Origin of the sequence: Bacillus sp. TL12 (assembly GCF_022625245.1) — a bacterium.
GTDB lineage: Bacteria > Bacillota > Bacilli > Bacillales > Bacillaceae_G > Bacillus_A.
In genome coordinates this window covers 254,168-270,072 of the sequence record NZ_JAJJBY010000003.1, presented here as the reverse complement: position 1 = coordinate 270,072, position 15,905 = coordinate 254,168, and the positions used below count along the sequence as shown (strand labels likewise).

At 36.3% G+C, this 15,905-nt stretch carries 15 protein-coding genes, 2 other RNA genes, 1 pseudogene and 1 riboswitch; of the genes and pseudogenes, 12 read left to right on the top strand and 6 right to left on the bottom strand.

Translation table 11 applies throughout. From position 1 onward, the window contains the following. Window positions 1–70: 70 nt before the first annotated feature. Entirely contained in the window at window positions 71–556 is a 486-nt protein-coding gene (locus LOK41_RS04985) for a GNAT family N-acetyltransferase (RefSeq protein ID WP_241815515.1), read from the top strand. A 91-nt stretch (window positions 557–647) separates the two neighbouring features. Next, complete coding sequence (locus LOK41_RS04980) at window positions 648–1,460, top strand: DUF2262 domain-containing protein (protein WP_241815514.1); 813 nt, start codon at window positions 648–650, stop codon at window positions 1,458–1,460. A 54-nt stretch (window positions 1,461–1,514) separates the two neighbouring features. On the opposite strand, the gene LOK41_RS04975 is transcribed toward LOK41_RS04980, so the two are convergent. Genes LOK41_RS04975 through LOK41_RS04965 form a run of 3 tightly spaced genes read right to left on the bottom strand, consistent with a single transcriptional unit; the run spans window position 1,515 to window position 3,811 of the window. Beyond that, on the bottom strand, window positions 1,515–3,164 hold the full coding sequence (locus LOK41_RS04975) for a b(o/a)3-type cytochrome-c oxidase subunit 1 (RefSeq protein ID WP_241815513.1): 1,650 nt from the start codon (window positions 3,162–3,164) through the stop codon (window positions 1,515–1,517). Further along, entirely contained in the window at window positions 3,161–3,634 is a 474-nt protein-coding gene (locus LOK41_RS04970; protein ID WP_241815512.1) for a cytochrome c oxidase subunit II, read from the bottom strand. The genes LOK41_RS04975 and LOK41_RS04970 overlap by 4 nt, the downstream gene beginning before the upstream one ends. Window positions 3,635–3,694: 60 nt before the next feature. Next, window positions 3,695–3,811, bottom strand: a complete 117-nt coding sequence (locus tag LOK41_RS04965; RefSeq protein ID WP_241815511.1) for a cytochrome c oxidase subunit 2A — start codon at window positions 3,809–3,811, stop codon at window positions 3,695–3,697. A gap of 299 nt (window positions 3,812–4,110) precedes the next feature. Here LOK41_RS04965 and LOK41_RS04960 point away from each other — a divergent pair. The 3 genes and pseudogenes from LOK41_RS04960 (at window position 4,111) to pbuX (ending at window position 7,110) form a co-directional block, all read left to right on the top strand. Next, a pseudogene (locus tag LOK41_RS04960) lies at window positions 4,111–4,857 on the top strand (type I methionyl aminopeptidase). Between the two features lie 126 nt (window positions 4,858–4,983). After that, window positions 4,984–5,085, top strand: a riboswitch (purine riboswitch). A 106-nt stretch (window positions 5,086–5,191) separates the two neighbouring features. Then, window positions 5,192–5,785, top strand: a complete 594-nt coding sequence (locus LOK41_RS04955) for a xanthine phosphoribosyltransferase (RefSeq protein ID WP_241815510.1) — start codon at window positions 5,192–5,194, stop codon at window positions 5,783–5,785. Window positions 5,786–5,787: 2 nt separating this feature from the next. Next, on the top strand, window positions 5,788–7,110 hold the full coding sequence (pbuX, locus tag LOK41_RS04950) for a xanthine permease PbuX (protein WP_174099673.1): 1,323 nt from the start codon (window positions 5,788–5,790) through the stop codon (window positions 7,108–7,110). Window positions 7,111–7,127: 17 nt separating this feature from the next. Here the strand turns inward: pbuX and LOK41_RS04945 are convergent, their stop codons facing one another. Next, entirely contained in the window at window positions 7,128–8,291 is a 1,164-nt protein-coding gene (locus LOK41_RS04945) for a DUF418 domain-containing protein (RefSeq protein ID WP_241815509.1), read from the bottom strand. 488 nt (window positions 8,292–8,779) lie between these two features. Between LOK41_RS04945 and LOK41_RS04940 the strand changes: the two genes are divergently transcribed. Then, window positions 8,780–12,436, top strand: a complete 3,657-nt coding sequence (locus LOK41_RS04940; RefSeq protein WP_241815508.1) for a dynamin family protein — start codon at window positions 8,780–8,782, stop codon at window positions 12,434–12,436. 6 nt (window positions 12,437–12,442) lie between these two features. Here the strand turns inward: LOK41_RS04940 and LOK41_RS04935 are convergent, their stop codons facing one another. Further along, the gene (locus tag LOK41_RS04935; protein WP_000369734.1) at window positions 12,443–12,697 is read right to left on the bottom strand and encodes a DUF3931 domain-containing protein; all 255 of its coding nucleotides are present in this window, start codon (window positions 12,695–12,697) and stop codon (window positions 12,443–12,445) included. Between the two features lie 71 nt (window positions 12,698–12,768). Here LOK41_RS04935 and LOK41_RS04930 point away from each other — a divergent pair, with 71 nt between their 5' ends. The 5 genes from LOK41_RS04930 to ssrS (LOK41_RS04910) all read left to right on the top strand — a co-directional run bounded on the left by LOK41_RS04930 (window position 12,769) and on the right by ssrS (LOK41_RS04910) (window position 14,894). Beyond that, window positions 12,769–13,224, top strand: coding sequence for a GNAT family N-acetyltransferase (locus LOK41_RS04930; RefSeq protein WP_241815507.1), 456 nt, complete (start codon window positions 12,769–12,771; stop codon window positions 13,222–13,224). Window positions 13,225–13,282: 58 nt separating this feature from the next. Continuing rightward, window positions 13,283–13,555 (top strand): DUF2533 family protein, encoded by a 273-nt coding sequence (locus tag LOK41_RS04925; RefSeq protein ID WP_098336991.1) that lies wholly within the window; start codon window positions 13,283–13,285, stop codon window positions 13,553–13,555. 2 nt (window positions 13,556–13,557) lie between these two features. After that, window positions 13,558–14,391: a sulfurtransferase gene (locus LOK41_RS04920; RefSeq protein WP_241815506.1), complete on the top strand. Its 834-nt coding sequence runs from the start codon at window positions 13,558–13,560 to the stop codon at window positions 14,389–14,391. Window positions 14,392–14,506: 115 nt separating this feature from the next. Further along, a non-coding RNA gene (ssrS, locus tag LOK41_RS04915) (6S RNA) lies at window positions 14,507–14,689 on the top strand. Between the two features lie 21 nt (window positions 14,690–14,710). Continuing rightward, a non-coding RNA gene (ssrS, locus tag LOK41_RS04910) (6S RNA) lies at window positions 14,711–14,894 on the top strand. Window positions 14,895–15,061: 167 nt separating this feature from the next. Here the strand turns inward: ssrS (LOK41_RS04910) and LOK41_RS04905 are convergent. Then, on the bottom strand, window positions 15,062–15,511 hold the full coding sequence (locus LOK41_RS04905; protein ID WP_241815505.1) for a hypothetical protein: 450 nt from the start codon (window positions 15,509–15,511) through the stop codon (window positions 15,062–15,064). Between the two features lie 82 nt (window positions 15,512–15,593). Between LOK41_RS04905 and LOK41_RS04900 the strand changes: the two genes are divergently transcribed. After that, window positions 15,594–15,905 carry a hypothetical protein gene (locus LOK41_RS04900; RefSeq protein ID WP_241815504.1) on the top strand — a complete coding sequence of 104 codons (312 nt, stop codon included), beginning with the start codon at window positions 15,594–15,596 and terminating at the stop codon, window positions 15,903–15,905.

Here is a 15,905-nt window from a genome sequence, read left to right as displayed (position 1 = left end):
GCCTGTATGCAGCTCTTTTTTATGAATAAAAGCTTTACCATACATGTGTTTAATGGGAGGAGGAGATACGGTGAAGTATACTTTTGGAGTTATGACACAAGAGCAAGCAGAAGAAATTGCGTATCATTGGCACTATGAGGGAAAGTATTCGTTTTATGATATGGAAGCGGATCAGGAAGATTTAGCTGAGTTTTTAGATTCTAATATACGTGGAGAAATGACTTTTGCAGTTTGTGAGGAGAAGGAGACCGTTGGCTTCTTTCGGTTTAATAGAGTAGATGTACATATAGTAGATATTGAACTTGGAATGAAACCAAATTTGACTGGAAGGGGTTTTGGTGAAGCGTTTATACGGAGAGGCTTAGAATTTTGTATGGAAAAATATCAACCGCAGTATATAACGCTTTCAGTAGCAACTTTTAATGAAAGAGCAATAAAAGTCTATAAAAAGGTAGGATTCGAAGTAGTCGGTACTTTTATTCAAGAGACAAATGGAAGTCGCTTTGAATTTTTGAAAATGATTTATCATACGGCTTGTAGGGAGTATAAGATCTAACTTGAAATTTGGTAAAAGGAAGTTAGTCGGATACTCGCTAACTGCAGAAGCGTTATTCGTAAAGGATTCTATAACGGGGAGGGGAATGAAAATGAGTAAATTAAGTGAAATAAATAGATTTGAAAATAGATTTACAAAAGAGATTATTGAGGTAGCAGCTGTTACAGGAGCATCGGGTGTAGGTGCGGGAAAAGCAGGTGATGCTATTTTGTGGGGTGCATCAATTCCTTTGATTGCATGGCAAGATTTATGTAATCATGAATTGATTATAGAAGAAAAACTAAGACTTGAATGGTTAGCTGATGATGCAGAATTGAGACGGTCAAGAGAACTTTTACAAGAAAATACCGTTGTAAGGTTGCTGGTGCGTAGGGAAGAAAATGCAATGATGCTTGTTCAGGTTTTGGACAAAACATATGAAGATAATGAATTAGAAAAGATATTACAAGATTCAATGAAGCCAGTCTATTATCAAGATAAGATATTGGGTGAGTTCACACTTGAGAAGACTGTGGAGTTATTCGAAAAGCAAATTTCTTGGGTTGGTGAAGAATGTAGTTTATCTTTTGATTGGAATAAAGATGAACAGATAATGCAGGATGCTTTAAAAACAGCATATATACTTTTTGAGGGGCAAAATGAATGGGATAGAAAAATGAAATTGTTCGCAGCAACAGAACTACTGGAGTTAGCGAATGAGTGGTTACAGGATGATGATGAGAAAACCGTAGATGAGATTACACAGGAAATGTTCATTAATTTGATGAAGTTAGAAAGTATAAGTGTTTATCCAGATGGTGATTTTACAATATATTTTTCGGATGGAGATATGTTTTGGGGACATTGTATTGTTGTAGATGGAAATATTAATGGAACGTTTAATTCAGCTGAGATTGCAGGATAAATGATATATACTGTAAGGGAATAAAAAGCAGAGGGAATTCCCTCTGCTTTTTATTTACCACAATTTAAACCCTTTCGAACCAGGCGGAGCGTTTTGAATCATATCAATAAATGGAATGGTGTAAGCAAATAAAATAAGTAACGCTGTAATGCCAATCCAAAGCTTCCAATTATCAAAAACTAATGGCGTACGTTCAGATGCATCGGCTACTTCACCGATTGGGAACTCAGTTTGCCCTTTTGGTGCGAAGAAGACTAGGTCTATATAAATGATGATCGCAATTACAATGCCAACGAATAAAATGGATCCTCCGACTGCTTGGGCAATTTGGTATGGAATCCATTCGAGTGCTTGTTGTGAATTTCCATATGTAGAAAAAGCAGAGCGACGAGGTGCTCCGAGTAATCCGGCAAAGTGCATACCAGCAGACATGAAGAACATACCAATCGCCCATACGCAAGTTTGAATCATAGCAAGTCGATTCATTTCTTTTGTCATAACGCGTCCTGTTAGATGTGGAATTAACCAGTAGGCGATTCCGAAAAATGTTAATATAACAGAGGTTGCCAATGTTAAATGGAAATGTCCCGTTACCCATACAGTATTGTGAACGACTTGATTTAGTTGGTTACTTGCATTAACAAGTCCACCAGCACCAGCTGGAATAAACATTAACATACCGACGAATGGGGCGAAAAATCTAGCATCTCCCCATGGAAGCATGCGAAGCCATCCAAATAATCCAGTAGCCCCTTTTGATCGTCCAAATTGTTCAAAGGTTGCAAATAAGGAGAAGGCAGTCATTAAAGAGGGAATAACAACCATAAATGTTAAGACAACTTGCAAGTATTTCCAACCAGGATCAATGCCTGGTTCGGTTAATTGATGGTGGAATCCTACAGGCATAGAAAAGAGTAAAAATAAGATAAATGACAAACGAGCTAGTGAATCACTGAAGATTTTACTACCAATGATTTTCGGTATAATGACATACCAAGCCATATAGGCAGGAAGGAGCCAAAAATAAACGAGTGGATGACCGAAGTACCAAAATAATGTTCGACTGACTAAGACATCGATTTTATCAACAAAGCCTAAGCTCCATGGAATAAATTGAATAAGTGCTGCAGCTGCAACACCGAGCGTTGCAACAAGCCACAGTGCCATTGTTACAACAGCCATAAAGCTTAACAAGGGACCTATTTTTCCTTTGTTATGTTTTTTCCATGTACGATACTGAGCAAACATTGCAAATCCGCTAAACCAACTTCCAACAATAACAAGGGTAAGTCCAATATAAAACCCAGGGTGCGCTTTTAATGGAGCATAGAAGGTATAGAGTACAGTTGCTTTATTGAGTAGAATAAAGATAGCAGTAAGTGTTGTTCCAATTGTCATAAGCCAAAAGCCAATCCAGCCTGTTTGTCGAACACCTTTTGATAGGACACCGGTTGTTTTACTCATACAAGCAAATAAGAAGCCAATAATAAAGAAAGTTGTTAATACGAGTCCAAGTAAAACGCCATGTGTAGTTAACACTTGATAGTAGCCAATGCCGGCAGGTAAATTGAATTTCCCTGAGCGAACGAGAACTTGCAGTAATCCACATAAACCACCTAGAAAAAGAGCAATAAATGCGATATGGATATGAGCCATTGCTAATTTGGCATCTCGTTTACTTATTTTATCTTGCAATGTAATCATTTTTCAGTCACCTCTACTTTCGCGCTCATCATATGATGGCCGGTACCACAGTATTCATTACAGACAATTAAATACTCCCCTGTTTTTTGGAAAACTTGTGAAGCAGTACTTACATATCCAGGCTCAACCATCATATTGACATTTGTTCCTGCGATTTCAAACCCATGAACAACATCTTTTGTTGCTACAACAAAATCTACTTTTGCACCTTTTGGTACTTTAATTGTATTTGGAGTGAAAGAGAAGGCCTGTGAGACAATCGTCACCTGATAATGATTTTTCCCCACCTTTTTAACACTAGGTTGATCAAATGGTGCGGTTGCGTGAACCTTTTCGGGGTCAATTGTAGTTAAACAACTTGGTGGTTTGTTACCCATATAAAAAGCACTAATTCCTAAAATAGCTAAAAATACGAATAGTGAACCAACACCGAAAATGAGCCAAATTTTTTCGTATTTATGTAAGTGCATATCCCCATCTCCCTTTTCAAAACGATATCTTATAGCCGATTAACAAAAATTTGATAGACACTAAACCATGTGAAAATAATGAAAAATCCGACAAAAAAAAACAGCGGTTAAAGTTCCTTTTAATGAACTTTTTTCATTCGTTTCGGATTCTGTTTGATGTAATTTATGTTCGCCCATGATACCCCTCCTTGGATAAATAAAAATCTTACATTTTTATAATACAAAAAATTTAGAAAGTTTTATCGCATCCTAATATGCTTTCAAAAAGTGTTCATTAATACAATAAAAACTATGTCTATAATGAGAACTTGGAAAGTCGCGACTTCTTACAAGTTTTGGTATGTGAATTTGTGAAGAAAATGTGAAATGATAACTCTTTTGGAATTTCTGGGATGGTGTGTATGATTGAATGTGGATAACTTATATCGTGGGAAGCATAAAGCACGTGGATAGAAGAATAAATGAGGAGAGAGGTAATGATTACGATAAAAACGAAAAAAGAAATAAATTTGATGCGTGAATCTGGAAAATTGCTAGCTTCGTGTCATCAAGAACTTGCAAAGATGATAAAGCCAGGGATTACTACACTAGAAATTGATACATTTGTTGAAATGTATTTAGAAAAACATGGTGCATCGCCGGAGCAAAAAGGATATAACGATTATCCATATGCAATATGTGCGTCTGTGAACGATGAAATGTGTCATGGTTTTCCAACTAATCAACCGCTACATGTAGGAGATATTGTTACGATTGATATGGTAGTGAACTTAAATGGTGCGCTTGCTGATTCTGCATAGACTTATAAAGTAGGAGATATTTCTCATGAGGCAGAAAAATTACTACTAGTAACAGAAAAAGCTTTATATAAAGGGATGGAGCAAGCGATAGTTGGAAATCGTGTAGGGGATATTGGATATGCGATTGAAAGCTACGTGACCTCAGAAGGATGTTCTGTGGCAAGGGATTTTACAGGGCATGGAATTGGTAAGGAAATTCATGAGGAACCTGCAATTTTTCATTTTGGAAAGCTAGGTCAAGGACCAGAACTACAAGAAGGAATGGTTATAACGATTGAACCCATTGTAAATGTAGGGATGCGATATTCAAAAGTAGATTTAAATGGGTGGACTGCAAGGACAATGGATGGAAAGCTGTCAGCGCAATACGAGCATACGATAGCAATTACAAAGGATGGACCAGTTATTTTAACGACTCTTTAGTAGGAAAATACAAAATGTAAGAGGTTTCAAAACTCGAACGAAAACGATATTTTTGTGAAATTCGTACGTGTTTTTTATTGGAAATGCTTTTCAAAATAAAAAAAATGCGTTATAATCCATCTATAAAATAAATAGGTTAGCTACACTCATATAATCGCGGGGATATGGCCTGCAAGTTTCTACCGAAGTACCGTAAATACTTTGACTATGAGTGAGAACGAATATATTGCTGGTTTAGCATTCTTTTTTGCGAAGCTCCAAAAGCGCGTCTCTCACTTGTAACGAGTGGTGGCGGCTTTTGGAGTTTTTTTATTGCATAAGAGGAGGAACAAACATGAAAGTATTACAAGAAAAGATTTTAAATGAAGGAACGGTTTTATCTGGTGATGTATTAAAGGTAGATGCATTTTTAAATCATCAAATTGATCCAGTACTTATGCAAGAGATCGGAAAAGAGTTTGCACAGCGTTTTAAAGAAGAGAACATTACAAAAATCGTGACGATTGAATCTTCAGGGATTGCGCCAGCAGTTATGGCAGCTTTAGAACTTGGTGTAAAAGTAATCTTTGCGAGAAAGCGTAAATCGTTAACGTTACAAGATAATATGTATGTAGCGAAAGTATACTCATTTACAAAACAAGAAACGAATGAGATTTCATTAACTAGAAACCATATCAATGAAAACGATCGTGTCTTAATCATAGATGACTTTTTAGCAAACGGTCAGGCTGCTTTAGGATTAATGAGTTTAGTAGAGCAAGCTGGAGCAAGTATTGCAGGAATTGGAATTGTCATTGAAAAAGCATTTCAAGATGGGGGAAAGAAACTGCGTGAGAGCGGTGTTCGCGTAGAATCACTTGCAGAAATTGCATCACTTGATAACGGTACTGTTACATTTGTAGAGCATGAGACTGCGGAGGTGAAATAGTCATGAAGCAACACCCATTTAAAATTGCATCCCTTGGTGTTCAACATATGCTTGCGATGTATGCAGGAGCGATAATTGTTCCGCTTATTGTTGGCGGGGGACTTGGCTTAAATCAACGAGAATTAACATACTTAGTATCCATCGATTTATTAATGTGTGGTGTCGCAACGATTTTACAAGCTTTATCGAATCGATTTTTTGGAATTGGTCTTCCCGTTGTACTCGGTTGTACATTTACAGCAGTAGGACCGATGATTGCAATCGGTAAACAGTACGGTGTTTCTTCCATATATGGAGCCATTATTGCAGCAGGGTTGTTCGTTGTTATTTTTGCGAAACTATTTGGAAAGCTTGTAAAACTATTCCCGCCTGTTGTAACGGGTTCTGTTGTTACAGTTATTGGGGTTACATTAGTTCCGGCAGCAATTAATGATATGGCTGGGGGCGTAGGGAGTAAAGATTTTGGTAGCCTTGAAAACTTAGCGTTAGCATTTGGGGTTTTATTATTTATCATCATTATGTATCGTTTCTTTGATGGTTTTATTCGCTCTATTTCTATATTACTTGGTCTTTTATTTGGTACGATTGTTGCATCCTTTATGGGGAAAGTGAGCTTGCAAGCGGTTGGAGAGGCAGATTGGTTCCACGGTATTCAGCCATTTTACTTCGGTACACCAACATTTGAGCTAACGCCGGTTATTACGATGATTCTCGTTGCTTGCGTTGGTATTGTAGAAGCAACAGGTGTGTACTTTGCTTTATCTGATATTTGTAATAAAAAAATCGGTGAGAAAGAGTTAACAAAAGGTTATCGTGCTGAAGGATTAGCAATGGTTTTAGGTGGTATTTTTAATGCATTTCCGTATACGACTTATTCTCAAAACGTTGGTCTTATTCAATTAACAGGTGTACGAAATCGTGTTATTATTTACACTTGCGGTGGTATGTTAATCGTGCTTGGCTTTATTCCAAAAATTGCAGCTATCACAACGATTATTCCAAAACCGGTTCTTGGCGGTGCGATGCTTGCCATGTTTGGAATGGTTATGGCATATGGAATTAAAATGTTAAGCCGTGTAGACTTTGGAAAACAAGAAAATTTACTAATTGTAGCATGCTCCGTTGGTATTGGTCTTGGTGTAACAGTCGTTCCAACGTTATTCTCTCAGCTTCCAGAAAATATCCGTATTTTAACAGATAACGGAATCGTACTTGGAAGTGCGTCAGCTGTACTTTTAAATATTGTATTTAATATGGTTCCAGAGCGTAAAGTGAAAGAAAAAGAAGAGCAAGTTCCAGTACAAAGTGCAGTAAGAGAAGCATAATTAAAAGCAAGGTCTCGTCACGAGACCTTGCTTTTCTTTTTGATGGGCATCAATTTCCCATATGTACCAAGGCGCCAAATGTATTCAAGTGGGCCATATTGATAATGGGAGAGCCACCAGCGGCTAATAAAGATTTGTAGTGTATAAAAACTAATACAAAATAGCGGACCTATCCATAATGGAACTGGTAAGGAATTTTTGAAAAACAGGCCAAATACGACTAATGTGATAATTGTATGTGAAATATAATTTGTTAGAGCCATACGTCCAACAAATTGAAATGGTCGTAATAGCTTTTGCCATCTTTCCTTTTGTAACAAACGCATAAGTGTGAAAATGTAAAAGATAAATAAAGTTTTCCCACTAAACATTGTAAAACCAGTCATGTAGATTGGTTCATACGGTTGTTTTGTTACAAAGTAACGAATCATAAAGAACCACATTGGAAGTGTTAAGAGGAACATAATGATTTGCCACTTTTTTAGTTTGGAATCTAATTCTTTTGCTCGGCGGAAAATGTCTTTTTTGCCAGCGTATAAGCCGAGTAAGAATAAACCAACTGTTTCTGGAAGCATTGAAATGTTTAACCCAATTGATTCAGAATAAAAGGCATGTAAGCGGTCTTGCACTTGTACGCTCCAATTTTCTAATGGCATAATGGGAAGAGATGATGTTAATTCTTCTATCGGTACAAAAGCGATCATGATGCTAGCTAATAACATAAACAGTTGGAAAAGACCTAATAGAATCAATGAACATACTAAGATGGTATGTGGCTGTCTTTTGTAAAATAATAATAAGAAAACCCCCGCAATTGCATAACTATGTAAAATATCACCATCCCATAAAAGGACGTAATGCAAGAAGCCGAATAAGAATAAAATGAGAAGTCGACGGATGAATAGTGTTTTTGGACGATTCGTTTTCGCTTCAGCACGCTGCATAAAAATGAAAAAGCCTAATCCAAACAAAAATGAAAAAATAGTATAAAACTTTGTTTGAATAAACATGTCATAAAACAGACGGATATAACTGTCTATTCCTTCATAACTTCCTGTAATATCTCGAGAATCAACACCTGCAATAACAGGCCAGTTAACTAGGAAGATACCGAATACAGCAATTCCCCTAATGATATCGATAGAATGAATCCTCTCGCCCGGTGAAATGTTTTGTGTCATTGTTTTCCTCCTTAAAGTCAATCTCTTTTATTATACAATAATGGAAGGAAGAGGAGATAAGGATATTTCCAATTTTTGAAACTGTTAAGATGTTCGTTATGAGATATAATAAGAGTGCACAGCAAGTTTTTCACTCCTTTAAAACAGGTAGTAAAGAAGTTCCTTGTTTCAAGGAACTTCTTTTTTGGGAATAATATTGATAACGATTCTCTTTAATGATAAAATATCCTTAAAAGTGATAATCATTATCAAAAAAGGTTGGTGTGTAAAATATGGTATATGCATTAGTTGCAGGAACAGTTGCTGTGTATGCTGTCATTACAAAATATGTGTTAAATGGAGTCGAAGTAACAAAATGAACAAACTTACATAGAATCCCTTTCATCTGTAAAAAGAATGAAAGGGATTTTTTATTTTTAATGAGAATATCCTGAAAATTTAGTATGATAATAGGGTATATACATCTTGGAATAAAGGGGAACAAGGGGATGACAAACATAGTACAGACAAACAGTATGAAAAAACTTGTTTGTTTTTATGAAGAATGGCAGAAACATGGGGATACGGAGAATAGTTTGAAGTTGTTTGAAGTGATTCAAAAATATAAGCAAGAACAGCTTATGATTGCTTTTTGCGGTCATTTTTCTGCTGGGAAATCGACAATGATGAATCATTTATATAAAGCACAGCTATTACCAACAAGTCCGATTCCGACAAGTGCAAATGTTGTTAAAATTGAAAAAGGACCGGATCGTGTTGTTGTAACGGTGAAATCTGGAGAGCATTACGAATATGATGGTGCATACTCAGCAGAAGAGCTGAAGCAACTTTGTAAAAATGGAGACGAGGTGATGGGTGTTCACATTTATCGAAATGATGCACCGATTCCTGATGGTGTTATGCTTGTTGATACACCTGGAATTGATTCAACAGATGATGCACATCAATTAGCGACAGAATCAACACTCCATCTTGCCGATGTTATTTTTTACATGATGGACTATAACCATGTTCAATCTGAAGTGAATTTGCAATTTGTTAAAGAATTGAAGCAACGCAATAAAACGGTTTATCTTGTTACTAATCAAATCGATAAACATAAGGAAAGAGAGCTATCATTTGAAGATTATAAGAAAAGCGTGAGCCAATCCTTTTCTAACTGGGATATTGAAGTAGACGGCATTTTTTATACTTCGTTACGAATGATGAATCATCCACATAACGAAATTCAAAGGTTAGAGAATTTGCTTTCTTCTATTATGAAAGAACGTGAGCAATATGTGGAAAATGGTATGGAAAGAGAAACAGAATACTTATTACAAGAGCATTTTTCATTCGTTCTCTCCGAAAATGAAAAACAATTAATGCCCTATCAAAAAGAATTAGCATCAACTTTATCGCTTGCAGACGTAATAGAAAAGAAAGAAGAACTTACTGAAAATAAACGATGCGTTGTTAGTAAAGAATCGGATGTGAAAAATGAATTTATAAAAGGATTGCAAGCAATATTAGATAACGCTTACTTAATGCCATTTGAAATGAGAGAGCTAGCAAATCAATATTTAGAAACAAAGTTAACAAAATTTAAAGTTGGTTTGCTATTTGCGAAAGGAAAAACAGAGCAAGAAAAACAAAGGCGATTGGATGCATTTTATTCAGCGCTAGGGAAGACTGTTGAGACGCAGCTAGATTTTCATGTGAAAGAGTTTATTGTAGCTTTCTTAAAAGATGAAGAGATGTTTACTGAAGAAGTAGGGAAAGACATATATGCATTGCAAATTTCTTTCGGTCCTGAATTATTAGCGGAAACAATTAAGCAAGGTGCAGGATTTACAGGAGATTATTTGCTTCTTTATACAGCTGACGTTGCGAATGAGTTAAAGAAAAGATACTTTATGACAGCGCAGCAAATTTTCGAAAAAAGTGCGAGCGTTTTACAGCAACAGATAGTGAAAGAGATTGCTCATATTGAACAAGAAATTGAACAATACACTCTGTTACAAACAGCAAAAGAAATAAAATTACAATATATTGAGGCGTATGATAAATACGAGAATTATTTACAAAGTATTTGGAGCGAACATGTACCAGTACCAGATGGATTGCAAGTAGAAAAAGTATTACAAGGTAAGAAGCAGATTGTAAATGAGAAGTTTACATTACAAGAACAAGAGATACAAAGCGACAGCATTTCTTATCATGAAGAAAATATAAAAACAACGGCAACGTTAAATATCCAGCGTATATTAGAACAAGTAAAAGGTGCGGAAATGATACTAGAACCTCTTCCGACGCTTAAACATTTGCATCAAGAAGTTGTAGGGAAAAGAAAACGTGTTGAAACGAAGCAATTTACCGTAGCTTTATTTGGAGCTTTTAGTGCCGGGAAATCATCATTTGCAAATGCGTTGCTTGGTGCGAATGTACTTCCGGTATCACCTAATCCAACAACGGCGACAATTAATCAGATTTTACCGATTACAGAAGATAAACCTCATGGTACAGTAATGGTTCAGTTTAAATCGAAACAGGCGCTATTAGAAGATATGAAAGCAGTTTATAAATTGTTTCATTATGAAATTGAGACATTTGAAGAAGCGTTATCACAAATAGATACGATCCTAAAATATCCATCACCAAGCGGAAAACAAAAAACAACGTTTAGTTTTTTACGTGCGGTACAGAGGGGATATCAAGCGGTTTCTAATCATTTGGGAGAACAAGTACAAGTTACGTTAGAAGAGTTCTCGGATTATGTAGCGAACGAAGAAAAATCGTGTTTTGTTGAATATATGGAACTGTACTATGATTGTGTTTTAACGAGACAAGGTGTTGCACTTGTTGATACACCAGGAGCAGATTCTATTAATGCTAGACATACGGATGTTGCATTCCAATATATTAAAAATGCTGATGCGATTTTATTTGTAACGTACTACAATCATGTCTTTTCAAGAGCGGATCGTGAATTTTTAATTCAGCTTGGCCGCGTGAAAGATACATTTGCACTTGATAAAATGTTCTTCTTAATTAATGCAGCGGACTTAGCACAGTCTGAGGAGGAACTTGAAATGGTAAAAGGATATATTGCAGATCAGCTTCTGCAATACGGTATCCGAAATCCACGTTTATTTGCAATTTCGAGTTTATGTGCGCTTGAGGAGAAACAAGGAAAGAGTATAGCGAAAGAAAAGTACGGGATTTTGAAAAATTCAGGGATTACAAAGTTTGAGGAATCATTTACATCCTTTATGATGCGCGATTTAATGCTTGTATCTGTTCATTCTTTATATGGTGCACTACAAAGCGCAGATCAGCTTCTTACAAATATGATACAAGGAGCGAAGCAAGGGAATGATGAAAAAGAAAAGCAAATAAAAAAATATGAAGCAGAACGTGAGCAGCTACTTCATATTATTTCATCGTATAGTGTACTTGCAGAAGAACAAGCAATGCAAAATGAAGTGAAAGAACTATTATATTACGTAGAGCAGCGGCTGTTTTTACGTTATAACGATGTGTTTACTGAATTTATTAATCCTGCATCTCTTCGAACAGATGGAAATGTGAAAATGAAGTTGCAAGAATGTCTTATGGAGCTTGTAGCATTTATACAGCATGATTTATTGCAAGAAATGAGAGCGACGTCGCTACGTCTTGAAAAATGGATGGATGAAGCGATGCAGCGAGCAAGAGATGCAATTGTCGTAAAATGTAAGCTGGAAAATGAATCTGTTTCTATGAATGGGACAGCTGATTATGAATACCAGGTTATTACGCACGAAGAGCCGTTTCCGTCTATAGAAATAAAACATTTTAAAAAGGCATTATCTCATTTTAAAAATGAAAAAAGCTTCTTTGAAAAAAATGATAAAGCAGCAATGCAAGAAGATACGAAGGAATCACTCGAACCTGTTGTATCCCAATATGTAGCAAATGAAGAAGAATTGTTTATCGAGCATTACAAACAAGAATGGGAATTGAAATGGGACTTATTCCGAAAAGTGATGCAGGAAGATGTTAAGCAATATTATGCAAGTGTATTGTTCGCTTTAGCTGAAACAATTGATGTATCTTTATATGAACAAAGTAAGGAACAATTACGGAAACAGTTAACAGCAATCGAAAAGGAAATTCATATTTGATAAGCTCTATGAAAAAAAGATTCGCTCAATTTTCTTTTGCAGTACAGCATCCAGTGATTTTACAAATCCTGCAAATTCATCTGTAGAAATCATATGGGTAAGAACTAAGCGTCTACCGTCTGGTGTTTCACCGCATAAGACGAACGAAGAAAACTCATATGTTTTTCCATCTACAACTAATTTTGGGTGGGAATATGTTCCGTTTTTCTTTTTCTTTCCATCAATTGAGATGACGTTGCACTTTTTCTCATTGTTGTCCATGGTGAATCCCTCCTTTGTATTACTTATGGTAGACAAGGGGGGTTTAGAACAAGAGAGAAGGGGGAAATTTTATGGGAATTGTAATAGAACGCGTTTCTAAAGAGGTAGCACCGAAATCATTGCTATTGCTCGCTGATCCAAGTGAGGCGCAAATTCATTCATATTTGCACCGCGGTCTTATTTATGCTGCGAAAGAGGAAGAAAAGATTGTAGGAGTATATGTATTGCTTGAAACAAGACCGCAAACAATGGAAATTATGAATATTGCTGTTTTAGAAGAGCTACAAGGAAAAGGGATTGGCAAGCAGTTGGTACAACATGCAATTCAAATCTCGAAGGAATATCATATTCATACACTTGAAATAGGGACAGGAAATTCTAGTGTTTCACAGCTTGCTTTGTATCAAAAATGTGGTTTTCGTATTTTTTCTATTGATTTTGATTACTTTTCGAAGCATTATGAAGAAGAGATTATTGAAAATGGAATTGTATGCCGAGATATGATTCGGCTTACAATGGAGATTTAGTCATTTTCTTACGAAGCTACTTGGCAAGAAAGTATAAATTATTTAGGGGGAAGAGAAGATGGAAGTACATAAAGCAATTACAGCACATTCTCGTAAACAAAATGAAATTGTGACAACATTTTTACAGTTAGAAGCGCAGCGTGAAGCGGCAATTGAAGCGGCAGTAGCACTTGCATCAAATGGAAAACATTTCTCAGTAGATGCAATTAACATGGTAACGAAGCAAATTAATGATCTTGCTAAACGAGGTGTTGCACCACAACGTAAAATCGTAACAGAAGATATGGTTATGGAGTATGTAGGTCGCCTGCAAGAGAAAGAAGGTCGTTAAGTATGATTGTTACAGTCGAATGGTTACGTGATCACATAGTAGATGAGCATGTCAGCATAGTCGATTGTCGTTTTGACTTAGCTAATCCAAATTGGGGAAGAGAACAGTATGAAAAAGAACATATTCCTCATGCGATATATTTTGATTTGAATCTTGATTTATCAAGTCCTGTTACCGAGCATGGTGGCCGTCATCCACTTCCAGATATTCAGGATTTTGCTGAAAAACTTTCTCAAGCTGGTATTGATGAACATACGACAGTTATTGCGTATGACAGTCAAGGTGGTGCTATGGCTTCGCGTTTATGGTGGCTATTAACTTATGTGGGACATCAAAAAGTATATGTATTAAATGGTGGTTTTCCGGCATGGAAGGAATCCAAATTATCTACAACGGCAGCAGTGCCAACTATTGAACGGAAAACTTTCATTCCGAATGTACAAGACAGCATGCTTGTAACGATGGAAGATGTGAAAGGAAAAATTCGTACGAATGCAGATATTACGTTAATTGATTCTAGAGAGCCGAAGCGTTATGCTGGTGCTGAAGAATCTGTTGACCCGAAAGCTGGTCACATTCCGACAGCAGAAAACTATTTTTGGAAAGATGGCATCACGGAAGAAGGTCATTTCAAAAATAAAGATGAGCAAGAGGAGCGATTCCACCACCTTACTAAAGAGAAAGAAACAATCGTCTATTGTGGATCTGGTGTAACAGCATGTCCGAATATATTAGCGTTACAAGCAGCTGGTTTTCGTAACGTGAAGTTATATGCTGGGAGTTGGAGTGATTGGATTTCTTATCCAGAAAACCAAATTGTAAAAGAAGAACAGTAACCTCTTGCATGCAAAAATATTTTGTATTAAAATAAGGTCACAAGCAAGAAATTACTTCAAAACATTACATTTTACACATTGCATGCAATGTGATAAGATAACGACAAGTAAATAAAACATCCTGCGGTGTACGTAACTTATTTATGTCTAAAACCGATGTTAGTTATACGGAAGCTCAATATTTAGCGACCATCATCAAGCCTTCTTTGTGGAGGAAGATGTACGGTAGCTGTGAGGGCATCCACCTGCGAGTAGCGGGTTTTTGGACATTTACGAGGGACGGCACGTGCGGGGGTCTTATTTCAACTAACATTATATAAAATTCCTACGGTGTACGTAGCTTATGTATGTCTTAAACCAATAAGTATAATATGGAAGTTCAATATCTAAATGTAAACAGCATGCCATCTTTTTAAGAAGGAAGCTGAAAGCATTTATGAGAACATCCACCTGTGAGAGCAGGTTTATGGACATCTAGAGAGAACGGCATGTGTGGGGCTATATAAAAAACCTTACGTTTTATACGTAAGGTTTTTATGTTGTAGGAACATTTTTTCTGTATGCCGGAAATGATTGGAATTTCATTGTGTGGAACACATAAAAATATTAGAAATCAAATGAAACTTTAATCAGTGGGGGATGAAGAAACCCCACTGATTAAAGTTTCACTTTATCTGTGTTCACCTGTAAAATTTCCATAATAAACATAGCATTTTCGGTCTTCATCAATCTCTCTGGAATCTAAGATGAATTCCATGAATATTCCGTCTTTTTGAACGTACAAAATATCTGAATGGAGATATGTTAAGATCTCGTCATGGGTCCATACATCTTTACTTTCTATTAAAATCGAATTTACTTCTTGTAGTTCTCTAATCTCAAAACCTATATGGGAATATGTAGGTTCTGAAGGATCATCGAAGAACGTTTCTTTTTGTACATATAATACAGCTGTTCCGTCGGGATCCATCGCGGTCGCTGTTACGACATATGTATCTCCTTCTTTAATAAAGTACTCACAAGTCATTCTTGCGACGGCTTCAGACACAGAAATATCAGCATAGTTCCATAGGGCAGGATATTGTTTCGTTTCATCATTGAGTCGATATTCTAACCGCAATTGTAATCCCTCTTTCTTTTTCTTCTACTTTATCATGAATTCTTTTATAATAAAAATATAATATATAAAGGGGCGTTGGAAAGTGACAAAAACCAAATGGTTAGTAACAGGTGTTCTGACATCTTTAGTGGCCGGTACTTTATCTGGCTGTACAGAAGATCTTCCTCCAAAACCAAAAGATAAGAGTTGTGCAGATTGGGATTGGGATGATGAACTTGGCGTGTGGCGATGCGATGATAGCCGTTCAAGTTCTCATGGGAGTTATTATTACGGTGGTAGATACTATCAAAATAAATCAACCTTCAAAAATTCTTCTGAATTTAAGTCCTATCAAGCTTCATCTAATTTTAAAGGGGGAATTGGAAGCGGTTCAAAGGGTGGATTTGGAGGTTAG

Excerpts from the sequence above, each read along its gene's own strand:
- LOK41_RS04980 (WP_241815514.1), top strand. The coding sequence starts at position 648 with ATGAGTAAATTAAGTGAAATAAATAGATTTGAAAATAGATTTACAAAA.
- LOK41_RS04975 (WP_241815513.1), bottom strand. The coding sequence starts at position 3,164 with ATGATTACATTGCAAGATAAAATAAGTAAACGAGATGCCAAATTAGCA.
- LOK41_RS04970 (WP_241815512.1), bottom strand. The coding sequence starts at position 3,634 with ATGCACTTACATAAATACGAAAAAATTTGGCTCATTTTCGGTGTTGGT.
- LOK41_RS04965 (WP_241815511.1), bottom strand. The coding sequence starts at position 3,811 with ATGGGCGAACATAAATTACATCAAACAGAATCCGAAACGAATGAAAAA.
- LOK41_RS04955 (WP_241815510.1), top strand. The coding sequence starts at position 5,192 with ATGAAAGTATTACAAGAAAAGATTTTAAATGAAGGAACGGTTTTATCT.
- pbuX (WP_174099673.1), top strand. The coding sequence starts at position 5,788 with ATGAAGCAACACCCATTTAAAATTGCATCCCTTGGTGTTCAACATATG.
- LOK41_RS04945 (WP_241815509.1), bottom strand. The coding sequence starts at position 8,291 with ATGACACAAAACATTTCACCGGGCGAGAGGATTCATTCTATCGATATC.
- LOK41_RS04940 (WP_241815508.1), top strand. The coding sequence starts at position 8,780 with ATGACAAACATAGTACAGACAAACAGTATGAAAAAACTTGTTTGTTTT.
- LOK41_RS04935 (WP_000369734.1), bottom strand. The coding sequence starts at position 12,697 with ATGGACAACAATGAGAAAAAGTGCAACGTCATCTCAATTGATGGAAAG.
- LOK41_RS04930 (WP_241815507.1), top strand. The coding sequence starts at position 12,769 with ATGGGAATTGTAATAGAACGCGTTTCTAAAGAGGTAGCACCGAAATCA.
- LOK41_RS04925 (WP_098336991.1), top strand. The coding sequence starts at position 13,283 with ATGGAAGTACATAAAGCAATTACAGCACATTCTCGTAAACAAAATGAA.
- LOK41_RS04920 (WP_241815506.1), top strand. The coding sequence starts at position 13,558 with ATGATTGTTACAGTCGAATGGTTACGTGATCACATAGTAGATGAGCAT.